Origin of the sequence: Bacillus hominis (assembly GCF_030348325.1) — a bacterium.
In the GTDB taxonomy this organism is placed as follows: Bacteria; Bacillota; Bacilli; order Bacillales; family Bacillaceae_G; genus Bacillus_A; species Bacillus_A hominis.
Window position 1 is genome coordinate 1,712,528 of sequence record NZ_JAUCFS010000005.1, and the last position, 17,955, is coordinate 1,730,482.

The 17,955-nt window shown below is 33.9% G+C and carries 13 protein-coding genes, 2 pseudogenes and 1 riboswitch; of the genes and pseudogenes, 11 read left to right on the plus strand and 4 right to left on the minus strand.

What is annotated here, in order from left to right:
- The first annotated feature begins 13 nt into the window (after positions 1-13).
- Together QUF93_RS11175 and QUF93_RS11180 are read left to right on the plus strand one after the other, a co-directional pair.
- Positions 14-442 carry a hypothetical protein gene (locus QUF93_RS11175; RefSeq protein ID WP_002118264.1) on the plus strand — a complete coding sequence of 143 codons (429 nt, stop codon included), beginning with the start codon at positions 14-16 and terminating at the stop codon, positions 440-442.
- A 99-nt stretch (positions 443-541) separates the two neighbouring features.
- Entirely contained in the window at positions 542-2,494 is a 1,953-nt protein-coding gene (locus QUF93_RS11180; protein ID WP_289375287.1) for a bifunctional metallophosphatase/5'-nucleotidase, read from the plus strand.
- 245 nt (positions 2,495-2,739) lie between these two features.
- Here QUF93_RS11180 and QUF93_RS11185 read toward each other — a convergent pair whose 3' ends face one another.
- Complete coding sequence (locus QUF93_RS11185) at positions 2,740-3,270, minus strand: GNAT family N-acetyltransferase (protein WP_289358815.1); 531 nt, start codon at positions 3,268-3,270, stop codon at positions 2,740-2,742.
- Positions 3,271-3,351: 81 nt separating this feature from the next.
- On the opposite strand from QUF93_RS11185, the pseudogene QUF93_RS11190 reads away from it, so the two are divergent.
- Positions 3,352-3,663: pseudogene (locus QUF93_RS11190) on the plus strand (M23 family metallopeptidase); the annotation flags it as partial.
- 59 nt (positions 3,664-3,722) lie between these two features.
- Here QUF93_RS11190 and QUF93_RS11195 read toward each other — a convergent pair.
- The gene (locus tag QUF93_RS11195) at positions 3,723-5,018 is read right to left on the minus strand and encodes an Nramp family divalent metal transporter (protein WP_088058242.1); all 1,296 of its coding nucleotides are present in this window, start codon (positions 5,016-5,018) and stop codon (positions 3,723-3,725) included.
- Between the two features lie 494 nt (positions 5,019-5,512).
- Here QUF93_RS11195 and trhO point away from each other — a divergent pair, with 494 nt between their 5' ends.
- Positions 5,513-6,472 (plus strand): oxygen-dependent tRNA uridine(34) hydroxylase TrhO, encoded by a 960-nt coding sequence (trhO, locus tag QUF93_RS11200; RefSeq protein ID WP_289358816.1) that lies wholly within the window; start codon positions 5,513-5,515, stop codon positions 6,470-6,472.
- Between the two features lie 114 nt (positions 6,473-6,586).
- On the opposite strand, the pseudogene QUF93_RS11205 reads toward trhO, so the two are convergent.
- Positions 6,587-6,998: pseudogene (locus QUF93_RS11205) on the minus strand (hypothetical protein); the annotation flags it as partial.
- A gap of 163 nt (positions 6,999-7,161) precedes the next feature.
- Between QUF93_RS11205 and panE the strand changes: the two are divergent.
- Positions 7,162-8,094 (plus strand): 2-dehydropantoate 2-reductase, encoded by a 933-nt coding sequence (gene panE, locus QUF93_RS11210; RefSeq protein ID WP_289358817.1) that lies wholly within the window; start codon positions 7,162-7,164, stop codon positions 8,092-8,094.
- A gap of 77 nt (positions 8,095-8,171) precedes the next feature.
- Here the strand turns inward: panE and QUF93_RS11215 are convergent, their stop codons facing one another.
- On the minus strand, positions 8,172-8,300 hold the full coding sequence (locus tag QUF93_RS11215) for a hypothetical protein (protein ID WP_002118276.1): 129 nt from the start codon (positions 8,298-8,300) through the stop codon (positions 8,172-8,174).
- A 139-nt stretch (positions 8,301-8,439) separates the two neighbouring features.
- Positions 8,440-8,586, plus strand: a riboswitch (cyclic di-AMP (ydaO/yuaA leader).
- A gap of 144 nt (positions 8,587-8,730) precedes the next feature.
- Between QUF93_RS11215 and QUF93_RS11220 the strand changes: the two genes are divergently transcribed.
- The 6 genes from QUF93_RS11220 to QUF93_RS11245 all read left to right on the plus strand — a co-directional run bounded on the left by QUF93_RS11220 (position 8,731) and on the right by QUF93_RS11245 (position 17,887).
- Entirely contained in the window at positions 8,731-10,557 is a 1,827-nt protein-coding gene (locus tag QUF93_RS11220) for a potassium transporter KimA (protein WP_289358818.1), read from the plus strand.
- A gap of 603 nt (positions 10,558-11,160) precedes the next feature.
- Positions 11,161-12,321 (plus strand): non-hemolytic enterotoxin NHE subunit A, encoded by a 1,161-nt coding sequence (nheA, locus tag QUF93_RS11225; RefSeq protein ID WP_289358819.1) that lies wholly within the window; start codon positions 11,161-11,163, stop codon positions 12,319-12,321.
- Between the two features lie 37 nt (positions 12,322-12,358).
- A complete protein-coding gene (gene nheB / locus QUF93_RS11230; RefSeq protein WP_289358820.1) occupies positions 12,359-13,567 on the plus strand; it encodes a non-hemolytic enterotoxin NHE subunit B in 1,209 nt (402 codons plus the stop codon).
- A gap of 134 nt (positions 13,568-13,701) precedes the next feature.
- The gene (gene nheC / locus QUF93_RS11235; protein ID WP_289358821.1) at positions 13,702-14,781 is read left to right on the plus strand and encodes a non-hemolytic enterotoxin NHE subunit C; all 1,080 of its coding nucleotides are present in this window, start codon (positions 13,702-13,704) and stop codon (positions 14,779-14,781) included.
- 233 nt (positions 14,782-15,014) lie between these two features.
- Complete coding sequence (locus QUF93_RS11240) at positions 15,015-15,641, plus strand: LysE family translocator (protein WP_289358822.1); 627 nt, start codon at positions 15,015-15,017, stop codon at positions 15,639-15,641.
- 494 nt (positions 15,642-16,135) lie between these two features.
- Entirely contained in the window at positions 16,136-17,887 is a 1,752-nt protein-coding gene (locus tag QUF93_RS11245; RefSeq protein ID WP_289358823.1) for a GMC family oxidoreductase, read from the plus strand.
- Positions 17,888-17,955: the final 68 nt, after the last annotated feature.

Here is a 17,955-nt window from a genome sequence, read left to right on the forward strand (position 1 = left end):
AGGATAGACCACAATGCCTGAACCGAATATGAAAATAAAAAGAATATGGGAAGATACCGATTTTTTTGAATTGAATTTTGATTTTACTGGATTTTATGGCACTGCGAACATTAATATATATACCACCAATGAAGAACTCAAAGTTTTAAAAGAGGGAATAATCAAGTTTTCCACTTTTAAACTACATGAATTTCAATGGGTTTCAGGTGAGGATATAGACAATGTAACTCATTTCTTATCTATGAGATTCTTCTTACATGACAAAAGAGGAATTGTAGGTATTGAGGTAGTAGCTGACAATAAGCAATCAAAACCTTATTGGATGCGTTCAAATCTGTTTATTCTTACGGAACTTAATCAAATTGATGACTTTTATAAAAAAATAGAGCAGTTAATTAGTGAGGAAATTACTGAGTTGGAAGGCATAATCCCAGTCGGATAGTGATAATTTTTTGTAGTTGAAGTTTTCCAAATAATAAGTTACATTTTTAAAGTTCAAGCAACTTTATGACATTACAAAAAGGGGAGAAATATTGTTATTATGCAAAAAATGAAATGGAAGAACTATGTATGTTATTTTGTAATTTTTATGCTTCTTGTAACAGCAGTAACAGTCAAACCAGCTATCTCTAAAGCTGAGGAATCTGATGTTAATATTACATTGTTGGGTACTGCAGATATTCATGGTAGATTTATGCCTTGGGATTATGCGCTTGATGGTGCAAATATGAGTGGAAGTTTAACGCAGCTTTATACGGTTATACAGAAGGTACGTCAAGAAAATCCAAATACCATATTAGTAGATGCCGGGGACACAATTCAAGGAAACTCAGTAGAATTATTCAATGATAAGCCACAATCGCCAATGATGGTAGCGATGAATGCAATGGGATATGATGCTTGGGCATTTGGAAATCATGAATTCAACTTTGGATTAGATACATTGAAAAAAGTTAGTGAGCAATATAAGGGAAAGACGTTAGCAGGAAATATTTACAAGGAAAATGGAGAGCGTTTTCTTCCTGCATATACGATTGTTGAAAAAGATGGAATTAAAGTCGGGATTATTGGCATGAATACACCAATGATTAGTGATTTTGAAAAAGGGACAGATCATTTGGATGGTTTAGTGGTGAAAAATCCAGTAGAAGAGACAAAAAAGGCAATTAAAGAATTAGAAGGTAAAGTAGATGTAATGGTAGGAGTTATGCATATGGGTCTCGAAAATGAGAATGGCATCCCTGGTACTGGGGTTCAAGATATTGCGAATGCTTGCCCGGAACTTAGCGCTATTTTTGCAGCTCATATGCATAAACTTGTAAAAAAAGAAGTTGTAAATGGCGTAATTATTACAGAACCAGATAAATATGGAACACATATCTCACGTATTGACCTTACTTTTACAAAGCAAGATGGAAAGCTCGTTTTAAAAGATAAAACTGCTACCACTATACCTGTAAAAAATGCTGATGGAACAACAGTATTATCTGATCCTACACTTGAAGAAACACTAACACCTTTTCACGAGTATGCGAGAGGAGATGCAAATGTTGTAGTCGCTCAATTAAAGGGTAGGAACCTTGTTCCTGAAAATGAAATAAAGGGTATTCCAAGTGTGCAGATTCAAGAGACACCTTTATCAGATTTCTTTCATGAAGTCATGCTTTACTACAGCAAAGCAGATGTAGTAGCCCATCAAATTGATAATGATTATGCCCGTTTGGATATAGGTCCTATTAAGAAAAAAGATATTGCGTACAATTACCAATATGCCTTGGGAGAAATTACAGTATATAAGATAACTGGAAAAGATTTAAAAGACTATATGGAATGGGCAGCAGGATATTTTAACTCATCTCGTGCCGGAGATGTAACAGTTAGTTTTGATAAAAACCGCCGTGCTTCTAAATACAGTACGAACGATTTCTTTGGAGGCGTAAAATACGAAATTGATTTAACAAAACCATATGGAAGTAGAATTACAAATTTACGCTCTGTTCGTACAAATAAACCAATCAAAATGGGCGATGTTATGACGCTGGGAATGAATGCATATAGAATGGAGGCCCTTCAGGCAAAAGGAGGAGTTTTAGAGGGGCGTAAGTTTGAACAAATTTGGTCATCTAAACAAGAGAATGCATTCGGAGAAACAGGTGGAACCATTCGTAACCTTGCTATTACATATTTAAAAGAGGTAAAGAACGGTGTATACACGCCAAAAGTTATGCATAATTGGAAAATTACTGGTGTAGATACACATTCTTCAGAGCATAAGGCTGTAGTTGATCTTGTAAATAAAGGGATTTTAGAAATTCCAAAAACAGAAGATGGAAAATATACAAATATAGCATCTATAAATACTAAAGATTCAATTACAAAAGAGGAGATTGTAGCACTCTCACAAAAAGCTAATATTAATCCGAATCAGTTTAATCATGTAAAAACAAAAGGTGAATTTTACAAAAAACTTAATAGGATTATTAAAAAAATATAAGAAAAATTGTTCTCCAAAACATTACGCGAAGCTATCTAGGAAATGTCTAAACAGCCGGACATAAAGGGGGCTTTAATCGAAGTTCCCATTTGAATTTTAGATTATCATTTACTAATTAAGATCTTCAATAAACGGGCGCGATCTTTTCCTCTTTTTTATCACTGTTGACACATGAAAAGATTTTCTCCACAGCCTGTAAAAAACCCTTACTTTTAAAAGTAAGGGTTTTTTACACATAATTTCTATTAAACGGATTTTAATAAAGAATAAAAATTCGTATCATATGGGATATCATCTTGATACATATAATTTTTTAGTAACCCTTCTTTTTCAAATCCTAATTTTAATAGCACTTTATTTGAAGCTTCATTTTCAAGAAAGACAATTGCCCCAATTCGTTTTAAATGAATTGTATGGAAGCCGTATGATATAATTTCAGATACCGCCTCAGTAGCATATCCATTTCCCCAGTGTTCAGGCAAAAAGGCATAACTAATATTTGCTCGTTTATGTTCAGAAGACCAATCATGAAAACCAATTGTTCCAATGATCCCTTTCTTGTCTTTTAATTCGATGCCCCATTTAATGCCGCGTCTTTCATTGTAACTCAACTTAAAATTATTAAGGATTTGTTTTACTTGATCCAAATTTTGTAATGGTTTTTGGCCATAATGGCGCAGGACATCGGAATTAGAAAAGCAATGTAATATACTCGGTGCATCTTCTTCAGTAAGTTCTCTTAAAATAAGTCGCTCAGTTTTTAATATAGGAAACATGCCTTCACTCCTGTTCGTATGAAATTAGAATGTATTTGTTATTATATAATTTAATCTGAAAATAAAGATTATTCAAGGTGTAATGATGATTTTCAGTCAATGGCGGGGAATCATATTTATATACAGTTAGATGAAACAGGAACATTTTTATTTCTCGCGCACTTAAAGAAAGAGTCAATTAAAGTTAAAGAAGGACAACATGTAAATGAAGGGGAAGTTCTTGCTCAAGTCGGTAACTCAGGAAGTTCAAGTGAGCCGCATTTACACATCCATCATCAAAGGTAGGATCCATCCAAGGTGAGTATGTTTTTTGCGGAAGGATTACCATTTTACTTTCGAACTGAAGAAGGTACGGTAATGCCAGAAAGAGGCACATACATAAGATGGAATTAGAAGAGAAGTATATCGTCAAAAAAGGGTATTCCAAATTTAATTTGGAATACCCTTTTTCATTAACCTACAAATGTTTGATACAGCAAGAAAATATTTAAAACGATAACGAGTGCAGCAATTACCCAAGCGATAAATGTTGTAATGCGATGGTTAACAAGTGCACCCATAATCTTTTTATTACTTGTAAACATAATAAGCGGTACTAATGCAAAGGCAATACCGAACGATAAGACAACTTGGCTCATTACGAGAGCGTAAGTTGGATTTACACCTAAAGCGATAATAACAAGCGGTGGAATCATCGTTATAAATCGGCGTAAATATAACGGAATATGCATGCGAATGAATCCTTGCATAATAATGTCACCTGACATTGTACCGACTGAAGAGCTAGATAATCCCGCTGTTAAGAGTCCGATTCCAAATAAAGCAGCGGATGCAGGACCGACTAAATTACTGAATTGGTTAAAAGCAACATCAAGGTCTTCAACGTGTAGACCATTTTTAAAGAATAGTGCAGCAGCAACAATTAACATACTTGCATTAATTGCTCCAGCGATAACCATTGCAATAATAATGTCAATGAATTCGAAGCGGAAAATCTTTTTCTTTTGTTCATCATTTGTTCCGACTACGCGGCGCTGCGTTAAGGCGGAATGTAAATATATTGCGTGTGGCATTACTGTCGCACCTAAAATACCAGCTGCTAAAAGAATACTATCTACACCTTGGAATTTTGGAATAAATAGTCCTGAAAGAAGGGGACTTAATTCCGGTTTTGCGTAAAAGACTTGGACACCAAAAGCGATAACAACGATAAAAATCATTCCTGTTATGATAGCTTCTAATGGACGAAAGCCTCTGCGCTGAAATTCAAGAATAATAAATGATCCAACTGCTGTAATTAAAGCAGCTGGTAACATCGGAATTCCAAATAGTAAGTATAAGCCGAGTGCTGCCCCGATAAATTCAGCTAAATCTGTAGCCATAATAACGAGTTCGCCTTGTATCCATAAACCAACGGAAACTGGTTTTGGGAAGTTTTCGCGAGCTACTTCAGGAAGATTTCTCCCAGTAGCGATTCCTAATTTGGCTGATAAAGTTTGAATTAATACAGCCATTAAATTAGAAACGAGTATTACCCAAAGTAGTAAATAACCATATTGTGATCCGGCCGCGATATTTGTAGCGAAGTTTCCGGGATCAATATAAGCAACCGATGCGATAAAAGCAGGACCTAAGAATGGTAACAGTCTTTTAAATCCTTTTGTTTGTCCACTTAACGCTAAATGTGCTGATTGAACAGTTGTACTTTGAGAAGGGACTTGTTCATCTTTTGATATATCTTTATTCATAGTAGTTTTCCCCTTTGAAATCTTAACTTGATGAAATTATTGTATTTATTCTTACTCATTATTTCAATACATTTAGATATATTATGTGGTAATTTCATTTGAACACAAAAGTTTCCTTAATGCAAATTATATGACTGTGTGCAATGAATGGTGTGAAGATGCGAAAATGTTTTGGGAGTTTATGGTTGCTGAATAAGGGGGAAGATAATAAATTATAGGGCTGTTTTTGAAATTTTTGTGAACATACAGCCTATATTACAGCATATTAATTGATGGAAATGAAATTGTATGATATATAATATATTGGGATTACAACATAACCATAGTGTTTTGTGATGTAATCTTGTTTTTATTTTTGTTAACTTATAGAAAAAATTGTAAATAGAAGAAAATAGGCTAAGTACAATTTTGTATGTATTTTCTTATTATATATGTTTTGATATGAACGTTAACTTATACATGATTTTAAAATTTAGATAGGTGGTAGAAATACATTGGCAACTACAAAACCATATAGAGTATTACTGTATTACATGTACACAACAATTGAAAACCCAGAAGAATTTGCTGAACAGCATTTAGAATTTTGTAAATCACTTGAGTTAAAAGGAAGAATTCTTGTAGCGACAGAAGGAATTAACGGAACATGTTCTGGTACTTTTGAGCAAACAGAGAAATACATGGAAGTAATGAACAATGATCCACGTTTTGCTGGAATCGTTTTTAAAATTGATGAGGCGGATGAGCATGCATTTAAGAAAATGCACGTACGTCCTCGCCCAGAGTTAGTTACACTTCGTTTAGAAGACGACATTAACCCAAAGGAAATAACTGGGAAATATTTAGAGCCAACAGAATTCTATGAGGCAATGAAACAAGAAGATACAGTTATCATTGATGCACGAAATGATTATGAGTTTGATTTAGGACACTTTAAAGGTGCGATCAAACCAGATATTGAATCATTCCGTGAATTACCAGATTGGATTAGAGAAAACAAAGAAACACTTGAAGGTAAAAAGATTTTAACGTACTGTACAGGTGGAATTCGCTGTGAGAAATTCTCTGGTTGGTTAGTTCGAGAAGGATATGAAGATGTAAGTCAGCTTCACGGCGGAATTGTAACTTACGGAAAAGACCCAGAAGTACAAGGCGAGCTTTGGGATGGTCAATGTTACGTATTTGATGAGCGTATCGCTGTACCAGTAAACCAAAAAGAACATGTTATCGTTGGTAAAGATCATTTTACAGGCGAACCTTGTGAGCGCTATGTAAACTGTGCAAATCCAGAATGTAACAAGAAGATTCTATGTTCTGAAGAAAGTGAAGCAAAACATTTACGCGCATGTTCTCATGAATGTCGTGTACACCCACGTAATCGTTATATCGTGCAACACGAATTAACAGAAGAGCAAGTAGCTGCTGCATTAGAAAAAATCGAAGCAGGTAAGTAAGCATAATAGAAAACAGACGGTAGCATCGTGCTGCCATCTGTTTTTTTTATTTACCCATGCTTTTCTTTTTTTATGCTGTATAGCCCATTGGTATAAACCTTGCGCATCTAAAATAAGTGAAATGACTATGCCGCTAATCGCTATTAATATAGCGTAATAAAATTCCCCGTACATTTGACTAGCAAGTTTAGCTATTTTATCGTCATCTTCGTTCGTAATACATGTGAAAATATGTTCTTCCATTATGAAATAACGATTAGGAGCCCATCTCTGGTAAGCATGTTGTTTTAAATAATCATGAATATAAGGAAAGATAATAAGCTTCCATATTTTGATGTGAAACTTGAAATTTCCCGTAATATGTATTGTCATCTTCAAGATGATTGAGTCGAAAAGGACGAAAATCATTTTTTTGTAAGAAAGGGAACATATTTTGTTCATATCTAGTTTTAAACGAAGATGGGAATATAAATTGAAATATAGCTGTTGTTACACCTTTTTCCTCGATTGTTTGTATTGCCTCCATCAACATTGTTTCCTTTCCATATAAGCTATAGAAACAACATGCCCAATTTTTCTTGAAAATAACCTCTCGTTTTCACTAGGTTAAGAATGAAAATTCAGCTTATTTAATAGGAGACCTGTATAATAAAACTAGTATGATTGTTTTATGAAAAGGGGGATGTAGTATGCGGATTTTAGTATTAGGAGCTGGTGGCGTCGGAGGATTTTTTGGTGGCCGATTAGTAGAAAAGGGAGAGGATGTTACATTTCTCGTTCGCAGCAAAAGAAAACAGCAATTAGAGGAAAAAGGACTTGTTATTCGTAGTGTTAATGGAGATTTTTCATTTCAACCGAAATTGATAACGAAAGAAGATATAACTTCTCCATTTGATGTAATTTTATTTTCAACAAAAGCGTATCATCTAAACGAAGCGATAGTAGATTTGAAGCCGTTTGTAGGTAAGAACACAGTAATAATCCCATTATTGAATGGTATCGCACAGTTATCACTATTACAAAAGGAGTTCGGCGTGGAAAAAGTGATTGGTGGTTTATGTTTTATTGAAACGACACTGAATAACGAAGGAGATGTCGTACAAACTAGTGTTGCCAACAGACTTGTATTTGGGGAAATTAAGCATCAAGATTCAGAGAGAATAAAGCGTATTTCTAAAACATTTGCAGATACGAAAGCTAGTTTTGTTTTAAGTGAAAATATTTTGCAAGATATGTGGCATAAATATTTATTTATCACCGTAATGTCAGGTGTGACAACATTAATGCGTGCGCCGATAGGACCGATTCGTGAGAGTGATGGTGGCCGAGAATTCATTAGGAATTTATTTGAAGAATCTGTGCAAATCATGAAATCTATGGAGGCTCCAGTTAAGGACAATATCGTTGAGGAACATATGAAAACGATTGATAAAATTTCGTATGATATGAAGTCATCGATGCAGCGAGATATGGAAAAAGGTTCGCTCATTGAAGGGAAGCATTTACAAGGATACTTATTGAAATTAGCAGAGGAAATGTCTATAGATGTGCCTTTATTAAGTGTTGTATATCAAAATTTAAAGGTATATGAAGAAATGATCTTAAGTAAAGAAATAGTGTGATTTTAATGGTATGAAAAAGTGGAAAGGATAGCAAAATATAAATGTTGCTATCCTTTTTTGTGTTTACTTTTGACAATTTATTCGTTTCTTTTCGGTTTATTGGCCGTATTTCGTTCTCTTTCACGATTACCATATAACTGATTAATTTCATTTGCTACTGCATCTAAATATGAGTCGGAAAAAAGTGGCTTCTTTTCTTTAGACATATGGGTCTCCTTTGTGGATTTTTAGTATTCATTATGTATATTTTTCGGTGGATTATGCACAATCATTTTAATTTTTTTCTTTTTTAAAATTTTTGTTTACTTTTTGAAAATAAAGGAGTATTATAATCCACAGTTTCAATTTTCTAAATCGCTGAAGCCGCATGGTGCGGGGGACCCGTTTTTATGGATTAATACATAATCCAATGGGGTGAATCCTTGAAAAAGGTAGGGCTACTCATAGGCCCGAATCCGACAGCTAACCTCGTAAGCGTTATATTGAGAAGGAAGGTGGAGCTTGTGCGACAAAAAAATTAATGTCTACAAGTCTATTTCGTTATGGCTTGTAGACATTTTTTGTTTTCTGAAGAAATACTTTACTTGCTGTAACTAGCAGAAAATTTCGTACAAAATTATTGGAGAGTGGACAGCATTGGTTTCATCTATTAAAAGATTTTTAATTGGAAGACCGTTAAAATCAACTGAGCTAGGAGAACAAAAGCTCAATAAAACGAAGGCGCTAGCAATTTTATCTTCTGACGCTTTATCATCGGTTGCTTACGGTCCAGAGCAAATTTTAATTGCTTTAGCAGGTCTTGGAGCAATAGCTTATTGGTATTCAATTCCGATAGCTGTTGGGGTATTAGTATTATTGACAGCCCTTATTTTATCTTATCGTCAAATTATTTTCGCTTATCCGCATGGCGGGGGAGCGTATGTTGTATCAAAAGAAAATTTAGGGATGAATCCAGGCTTAATAGCAGGAGGATCTTTATTAGTCGATTACATTTTAACTGTTGCAGTAAGTGTATCAGCGGGTACAGATGCACTCACATCAGCTTTTCCTAGCTTACATGCACATAATGTAATCATTGCGATTATATTTGTAATATTGATTACCATCTTAAATTTAAGAGGCGTAACGGAATCAGCTTCCGTTTTAGCATATCCTGTTTATTTATTCGTTCTAGCACTATTTATATTAATTGGTGTAGGAATATATAATATTTTAACTGGTCACGTTTCACCGACTTTACACGCGCCAATTGGAACACCAGTTGCAGGAATTAGTTTGTTTTTACTGTTAAGAGCATTTGCTTCAGGAAGCTCTGCTTTAACAGGTGTTGAGGCAATCTCTAATGCGATTCCAAACTTTAAGGATCCTGCACCTAACAATGCAGCAAAAACATTGCTTGCAATGGGCGCATTACTTGCGGTTTTATTTTCAGGAATTGTCTTTTTAGCTTATTATTATGGAATTAATCCAAGTAAAGAAGTAACAGTTGTTTCACAAATTGCTGAACAAACATTTGGACGTAATTTCATGTACTATTTCATACAAGGTACAACAGCTTTAATATTAATTCTTGCTGCTAACACAGGTTACTCTGCATTTCCGTTATTAGCGGTTAACCTTGCAAAAGATAAATTCATACCGAGAATGTTTACGATTAGAGGAGACCGTCTAGGTTATTCAAATGGTATTATTATACTTGGGATTTCTTCAATTATTTTAATTGTAGCTTTCCAAGGACAAACAGAACATTTAATTCCGCTATATGCGGTAGGGGTATTTATCCCATTTACACTTTCTCAAACTGGGATGGTATTAAAATGGCTTCGTGAAAAACCTGAAGGGTGGATTTTACGTTTATCGATTAATTTAATTGGTGCAGTCATTAGTTTTATCGTAATGAGTATGTTCTTTTTAACTAAGTTCGCACAAGTTTGGTCAATTCTTATTTTCTTACCTGCGATCATATTCTTGTTCCATCGAATTAAGAAGCATTATGATGCAGTAGGCGACCAATTAAGTTTAAAAACTTGTGAACGGATTGTTCCGATTGAGGGAAATGTAATTGTCGTTCCTGTAGCTGGTATGACTCATGTAGTAGAAAATTCATTGAACTATGCTAAAGCTCTTTCTGCAGATCAAGTTATCGCTGTATATGTTGCTTTTGACAGAGAAGAGGAAAAGAAATTTGAAGAGAAATGGAAGAAGTGGCAACCTGAAGTAAGGCTTGTTACATTACATTCTCATTATAGAAGTATTATTCAGCCGCTAACAAAGTTTATTGATACAGTACAATATAAGGCGAGTGAATCAAATTACCGAGTGACGGTCGTTATACCACAGTTTATTCCGAAAAAAGGTTGGCATAACATTCTTCATAATCAGTCTAGTTTACTCATTCGTGCGTATTTACTCTATAAAAGAAATGTTGTTATTACGACAGTACCATATCATTTGAAAAAGTAAGGAAATTTTTTAAGGATAACTTCACGAAAGTGAAGTTATCCTTTTTGTGTATATGCTATGCATAATTGCATATGGGTTCAAAAGATATATCGATATAATATTATTAGTTATGAGTAAGTAGTGTTTTTTGTTGTGATATATGGATATTTTAATTGAGGGAGTGAATCGGATTGTATTTTGAAATAAGGACATGAGAGCTTGAAGATAAAGGGAATGAAAATACTTCTTTACGGTAGATAAATAGCTGTGTTTAAATGACCTTACAGTACAAAATTTACATGAAAACAAAATAAAATTTCATACTTTCGTACGTTAATTAGTTTAAAATGAATAATATTTTTAGGTGATATATTCACTGTGTGAATGCGGGACTTGCGATGATATAGAAATTTTATACAATATTATTCATACTAAGAACATATGAAAAGTTATGAAATGTTTTATAACAATAAATTAGTACTGTAGTAATAAAATTTGAGATAGGTGATTCGTACATGAACCACGGTGAGAATGTTCTCTATTTTAACCATCTCAAATTATGTGCAAGAAAATAGAATAATAAAATGCGATAGTAATAGTTGCTAATACATAGGAGGAGTTAAAGTGAAAAAGACTTTAATTACAGGGTTATTGGTTACAGCAGTATCTACGAGTTGCTTCATTCCTGTAAGCGCTTACGCTGAAGGGGGGCAATCAGAAGTGAAAGTATTAAACGTGCAAAATGTAATTGCTCCAAATACATTATCAAATTCAATTAGAATGTTAGGGTCACAGTCACCACTTATCCAAGCATACGGATTAGTTATTTTGCAACAACCAGACATTAAAGTGAATGCTATGAGTAGCTTAACGAATCATCAAAAGTTTGCAAAGGCGAATGTACGAGAGTGGATTGATGAATATAATCCGAAGCTAATCGACTTAAATCAAGAGATGATGAGATATAGTACTAGATTTAATAGCTATTATAGTAAGCTCTATGAACTAGCAGGAAAAGTAAATGAAGATGAACAGGCCAAAGCAGATTTTACAAGCGCATATGGAAAATTGCAATTGCAAGTACAAAGCATCCAAGAGAGCATGGAGCAAGATTTATTAGAGTTGCATCGTTTTAAAACAGTATTAGACAAAGATAGTAACAATTTATCAATTAAAGCTGATGAAGCAATTAAAACAATGCAAGGATCAAGTGGAGATATTGTGAAATTAAGAGAAGATATTAAAAGAATTCAAGGAGAAATTCAAGCTGAACTAACTACTATTTTGAATAGACCACAAGAAATTATTAAAGGTTCTATTAATATCGGTAAACAAGTATTTACAATTACAAATCAAACTGCACAAACGAAAACAATCGATTTTGTTTCTATCGGTACTTTAAGTAATGAAATTGTAAATGCTGCAGATAGTCAAACGAGGGAAGCAGCTCTTCGTATTCAACAAAAGCAAAAAGAGTTATTACCGCTTATTCAAAAGTTATCGCAAACTGAAGCAGAGGCGACTCAAATTACATTTATTGAAGATCAAGTAAGTAGCTTTACAGAACTAATTGACCGCCAAATTACAACTTTAGAAACGTTATTAACGGATTGGAAAGTTTTAAATAATAATATGATCCAAATTCAAACAAATATTGAATCTGGCACGTATACAGACAGTAGTTTACTTCAAAAACATTTCAATCAAATTAAAAAAGTAAGTGATGAAATGAATAAGCAAACAAATCAATTTGAAGATTACGTTACAAACGTTGAAGTACATTAAACAGAAAAATAATTAGCGATATAGGGAGAGAAGAAAAATGACAAAAAAACCTTATAAAGTAATGGCACTATCAGCACTGATGGCAGTATTTGCAGCAGGGAATATTATGCCAGCCCATACGTATGCAGCTGAAAGTACAGTGAAACAAGCTCCAGTTCATGCGGTAGCAAAAGCTTATAATGACTATGAAGAATATTCATTAGGACCTGAAGGCCTAAAAGATGCGATGGAAAGAACAGGCTCAAACGCTTTAGTAATGGATCTGTACGCTTTAACAATTATTAAACAAGGTAATGTTAACTTTGGTAATGTATCGTCTGTTGATGCGGCTTTAAAAGGAAAAGTAATTCAGCATCAAGATACAGCTAGAGGAAATGCGAAACAATGGTTAGATGTATTAAAACCACAGCTTATTTCAACGAATCAAAATATCATTAACTACAATACGAAGTTCCAAAACTATTATGATACTTTAGTTGCTGCGGTTGATGCGAAGGATAAAGCAACTCTTACGAAAGGTTTAACTAGATTATCAAGTAGTATTAATGAAAATAAAGCGCAAGTAGATCAATTGGTAGAAGACTTGAAGAAATTCCGAAATAAAATGACGTCGGATACGCAAAACTTCAAGGGAGATGCAAATCAAATTACATCTATATTAGCTAGTCAAGATGCTGGAATTCCGCTTCTGCAAAATCAAATTACAACGTACAATGAAGCAATTAGTAAATATAATGCAATTATTATCGGTTCATCTGTTGCGACAGCTTTAGGCCCAATTGCAATTATTGGCGGTGCAGTAGTTATTGCTACAGGAGCAGGAACTCCGCTAGGAATCGCATTAATTGCAGGTGGAGCAGGAGCTATAGGCGGTGGTACAGCTGGAATTGTACTAGCTAAAAAAGAACTGGATAATGCACAAGCTGAAATTCAAAAAATAACGGGACAAGTTACAACTGCCCAATTAGAAGTAGCAGGGTTAACAAACATTAAAACACAAACTGAGTATTTAACAAATACAATTGATACAGCAATTACAGCGTTGCAAAACATTTCAAATCAATGGTATACAATGGGATCAAAATACAATTCTTTACTTCAAAATGTAGATTCTATTAGTCCAAACGATCTTGTTTTCATTAAAGAAGATTTAAACATTGCGAAAGATAGCTGGAAAAACATTAAAGACTATGCAGAAAAAATTTATGCTGAAGATATTAAAGTAGTAGATACGAAAAAAGCATAATAACAATTAAACTGTTATAGCATTACGTATAGATAAAAGATTTTTAAATAATAGAGAGCTCCTGTTCAGTAGTGAGCAGGAGCTTTTTTTACCTCTAACGTTTCATATCCTCATAAAAAGAATAGGTGATAAGTATGCGTAATAATTTCTATAAAAAATATCTTTTAACGATAATGATTGCTGGAGTAGCAACGAGTAATGCGTTTCCTTTACATCCTTTTGCAGCAGAACAAAACGTAAAAACATTACAAGAAAATGCAAAAAATTATTCTCTCGGTCCAGCAGGATTCCAAGATGTAATGGCGCAAACGACATCAAGTATATTTGCAATGGATTCATATGCAAAATTAATTCAGAATCAACAAGAGACTGATTTGAGTAAAATAAGTTCGATTAATGGTGAGTTTAAAGGGAATATGATTCAGCATCAAAGAGATGCAAAAATTAACGCGGCGTATTGGTTAAATAATATGAAGCCTCAAATTATGAAAACGGATCAAAATATTATTGATTACAACAATACTTTTCAAGCGTATTATAATGACATGCTAGTAGCGATTGATCAAAAGGATAGCGGTAAACTAAAAGCGGATTTAGAAAAGTTGTATGCGGATATTTTAAAAAATCAAAATGAGGTAGATGTATTATTAGGGAATTTGAAAGCTTTTCGCGATAGAATGGCGAAAGACACAAATAGTTTTAAAGAGGATACGAATCAATTAACAGCGATTTTAGCAAGTACGAATGCTGGTATTCCAGCTTTAGAGCAACAAATAAATACATATAACGATTCAATTAAAAAGAGCAATGATATGGTTATTGCTGGTGGTGTACTTTGCGTAGCGCTAATAACATGTCTTGCGGGCGGACCGATGATTGCGATTGCGAAAAAAGATATCGCAAATGCAGAAAGAGAAATCGCCAATTTAAAGGATAGAATTTCAGGAGCGCAAGCAGAAGTCGCAATTTTGACTGATGTGAAAAATAAAACAACAAATATGACAGAAACAATTGACGCAGCAATTACAGCATTGCAAAACATATCAAATCAATGGTATACAGTAGGGGCAAAGTATAATAATTTACTACAAAACGTAAAAGGAATCAGTCCTGAAGAATTTACGTTTATAAAAGAAGATTTACATACAGCGAAAGATAGCTGGAAGGATGTAAAGGATTATACAGAAAAATTACATGAAGGTGTGGCGAAATAAACAGTGGACTAGTTCTGCTGTTTATTTTTTATCTCGTTTTTAGTGAGAGTTGGACTTGTAATTTGATAAATAAATTTTCCATGTGTTTTATCAATGTAGCTTTTGGATAATGTTTAGTCAAATTGATACTAATAACCTAGATAAACTTCTGATCAAGCTTTTAATATTTAATGTTTTAATGAAAAAAGCTATACTGTAATCAAAACTAAAAATTGGAAGGGAAACACCAGAACATGGAAAATTATTTATTATTTATCCTTACAGCAATGCTAATTATAATGATGCCTGGTCCCGGTTTTGCACTAGTTACAAAAAATACTATCTCACATGGTAAAAACGGTGGGATAAAGACCGTCTTAGGAACGGTATCTGGAATGATGATTCATACAATAATGGCTACGTTAGGACTCTCTGCTATCCTGATGAAATTTGCTATGTTATTTACATTTATAAAATATGCTGGGGCTTTTTATTTAATTTACTTAGCTGTAAAGTCAATTAAAAGTGCCTTTTCTAAAAAAGAAGATATGTCATGTTCAGTGGAAATGAATTCTAAGGATATTGGAACGATTAAAAGCTTTAGACAAGGATTTACTACGGCAATTTTAAACCCAAAAACTGCTGTGTTTTTTCTTAGTTTTCTACCCCAATTTATTGTGAGTAATCAAAATCATTTCCTCCAATTTCTTTTATTAGGAGCCACATTTACGACTTTGACAGCAATATGGTATTTACTTTATATCTCACTCATACGTCAATTAAGAACTTTTTTAAGAAAAGAACGAGTGAACCGTACAATTGAGGGTATTACGGGCGCAGTATTATTAGTATTTGGAGTTAGGTTGTTTTTCCAAAAATAAATATGTATTTGAAAAGAAAAATAATCAATGGTGGTTATTTTTTCTATTCACTTATTCTAAAACTACCATTTTACAATTGATTTCACATATTTATACTAAATTTATATACATATCTAACATATAGGGGGATCGCCACATTGCTATCAAGCTAGCAAAACGCCCCCATGTTAAGTTGTATTATTTATTGAGAAAAACAAAAGCACTCCTTAGAGTGCTTTTGTTTACTTGACTACTTTTTCCATAACCTCTTTATGTTTATTAAACTCATCATAGTACTTCTTAGTTTCTTATTTAGGTTTTGATTCAGTTACATTTTTATACGTTAAGAGGTTCTAAAAATTCATTGCTACTAATTTAAATTGTCCTATTATAAGAACTAAGCCTTTTCTAAACTATTAATTTCCTTCATAAGTACAGGCAGTCAATCCGATATGTTAATAGTATATTGTATTGGGATTTATTGTTATAAATTTTATATTGAAAGGAATAATAAGATGTCAAAAAAATATATTTTTGATTACATCGTGATTGGTGCTGGTACTGCCGGAGGGGTAATTGCTAAAGAATTAACGGATGATAAATGTACTTCCGTTCTTGTTCTTGAGGCAGGAACAAACATGACAGAGGAATTAAGCAGTCCTAATCTTATAGTTTCTATTTTAAATGCTGCTGATAATAGACATTCATTTCATGTCACTACTATAATTGAGCAAACGCTAGGTCGTCAGTTGATAACACAAAGTGGTCGTGCCATTGGTGGAAGTTCTGAACATAATCAGATGTTAGCTGTACGTGGTAGTCGTGATCTTTATGATGTATGGGCAAAATTAGTTGATAATAACGCATGGAATTATGATAGTATACGCTCATTATTTATTAAAAATGAAACCTATACAGGAATGACACAAAATCCTCAAGAACGCGGAAGTAACGGCCCTATTTTTATTAGACAACAAAACATTCCTAATCAAGGATTAATCCAAACCTTAGCACAAGCCACTTCAGAAGTCTTTAATATCCCAATTGAAGAGGATTACAATACAGGGATAAGAGATGTCACAGCCCTAAAAGGTCAATATATTCAAAAGTTGGAAAACGGAAAATTGGTTCGTTCCTCGACAGCAACCGGATATTTAAACAATCAAATTGTCACTCAAGGAAATGAATTCCAAGCTGATGAATTTGGAGTTGATCAGAGAAAATTGGTCATCTTTTCAAAAACAACAGTGGATAAAATTCTATTTAAAGAAAAAAAGGGAGTTAACATTGCTGTTGGCGTTCAATATGTTAAGAACGGGGTGTCACACCGAAGTTATGCCCGAAAAGGAATCATTGTCTCAGCAGGCCAATTTTCCTCCGTCATACTTCAACGCTCAGGTATTGGTAGGCCTGAAGATTTAGCTAAAGCTGGCATATCAACTTTAGTAGAAAGCTCTCAAGTCGGATATAACTTCCAAACACACTATTCTGTCGGTATGGGGATTAGGGTGGAAACAGGAAGACTTCTTCAGGTATTGGCTGCTGATCCTAATCAGCCAGGAGCATTTGGAGCATTTAAAAAAGTCAATAACCCTATTGGTGGCCGGCGCCTTCAATTATTAGGCCTTCCACTTCCATTTTTTGTACCCAGTCAGGAAATTGCGATAAATGGTTGGGATTTTAACGAGACAAATCTTAGTAATATTATGAGTATCGGAATTGTAGATGTAAATCCAAGCAGCCGAGGTACTGTCATGGTTTCCCATAGTGACCCCGAGGCATATCCAACTATTGATTTAAACCCGTTGGCAAATCCAGATGATCTAAATTTCATGGTGGATCAATATATTGAGACGTATAACATGATTGTTAGAGCACGTGAACTCGATCCGGGAGGCATCTATCAGGTAGTCTTTCCTGATGAAAGTATATTCCAAATTCCGGATGAGAATGAAAAGCGGACTAAATTGGTTGGTTTTGTCAGAGCTTCGTATTCCCTTTTTACTCACTTCGGTGGGCAATGTAAGATGGGTAAAAATATTAAAGAAGGAGTTCTTGATGGATTCTTGAATGTTTTTGGGACTCAAAATCTTAAAGTTGCTGATCTTTCCATCGCTCCGATTTTACCGGATGGTAATACGTCAATACCAGCCCAAATGATAGGGTTAAATGCAGTACGTTTTATTCGAGAAGATCCTTTCCCATGTGTGGTGGATGATACGGAAATTAAAGATTATGAATGCAAATCGATAAGAAATAAAAAATGAATACTATACACATCAATAGTTAACATAACACAAAATTATCGGGAGCCAATGTATTTAGGAGATTACCA

Bases quoted from the DNA above. Each gene is read 5' to 3' on its own strand.
- QUF93_RS11175 (WP_002118264.1), top strand. From the start codon at position 14: ATGCCTGAACCGAATATGAAAATAAAAAGAATATGGGAAGATACCGAT.
- QUF93_RS11180 (WP_289375287.1), top strand. From the start codon at position 542: ATGCAAAAAATGAAATGGAAGAACTATGTATGTTATTTTGTAATTTTT.
- QUF93_RS11185 (WP_289358815.1), bottom strand. From the start codon at position 3,270: ATGTTTCCTATATTAAAAACTGAGCGACTTATTTTAAGAGAACTTACT.
- QUF93_RS11195 (WP_088058242.1), bottom strand. From the start codon at position 5,018: ATGAATAAAGATATATCAAAAGATGAACAAGTCCCTTCTCAAAGTACA.
- panE (WP_289358817.1), top strand. From the start codon at position 7,162: ATGCGGATTTTAGTATTAGGAGCTGGTGGCGTCGGAGGATTTTTTGGT.
- QUF93_RS11215 (WP_002118276.1), bottom strand. From the start codon at position 8,300: ATGTCTAAAGAAAAGAAGCCACTTTTTTCCGACTCATATTTAGATGCA.
- nheB (WP_289358820.1), top strand. From the start codon at position 12,359: ATGACAAAAAAACCTTATAAAGTAATGGCACTATCAGCACTGATGGCA.
- nheC (WP_289358821.1), top strand. From the start codon at position 13,702: ATGCGTAATAATTTCTATAAAAAATATCTTTTAACGATAATGATTGCT.
- QUF93_RS11240 (WP_289358822.1), top strand. From the start codon at position 15,015: ATGGAAAATTATTTATTATTTATCCTTACAGCAATGCTAATTATAATG.
- QUF93_RS11245 (WP_289358823.1), top strand. From the start codon at position 16,136: ATGTCAAAAAAATATATTTTTGATTACATCGTGATTGGTGCTGGTACT.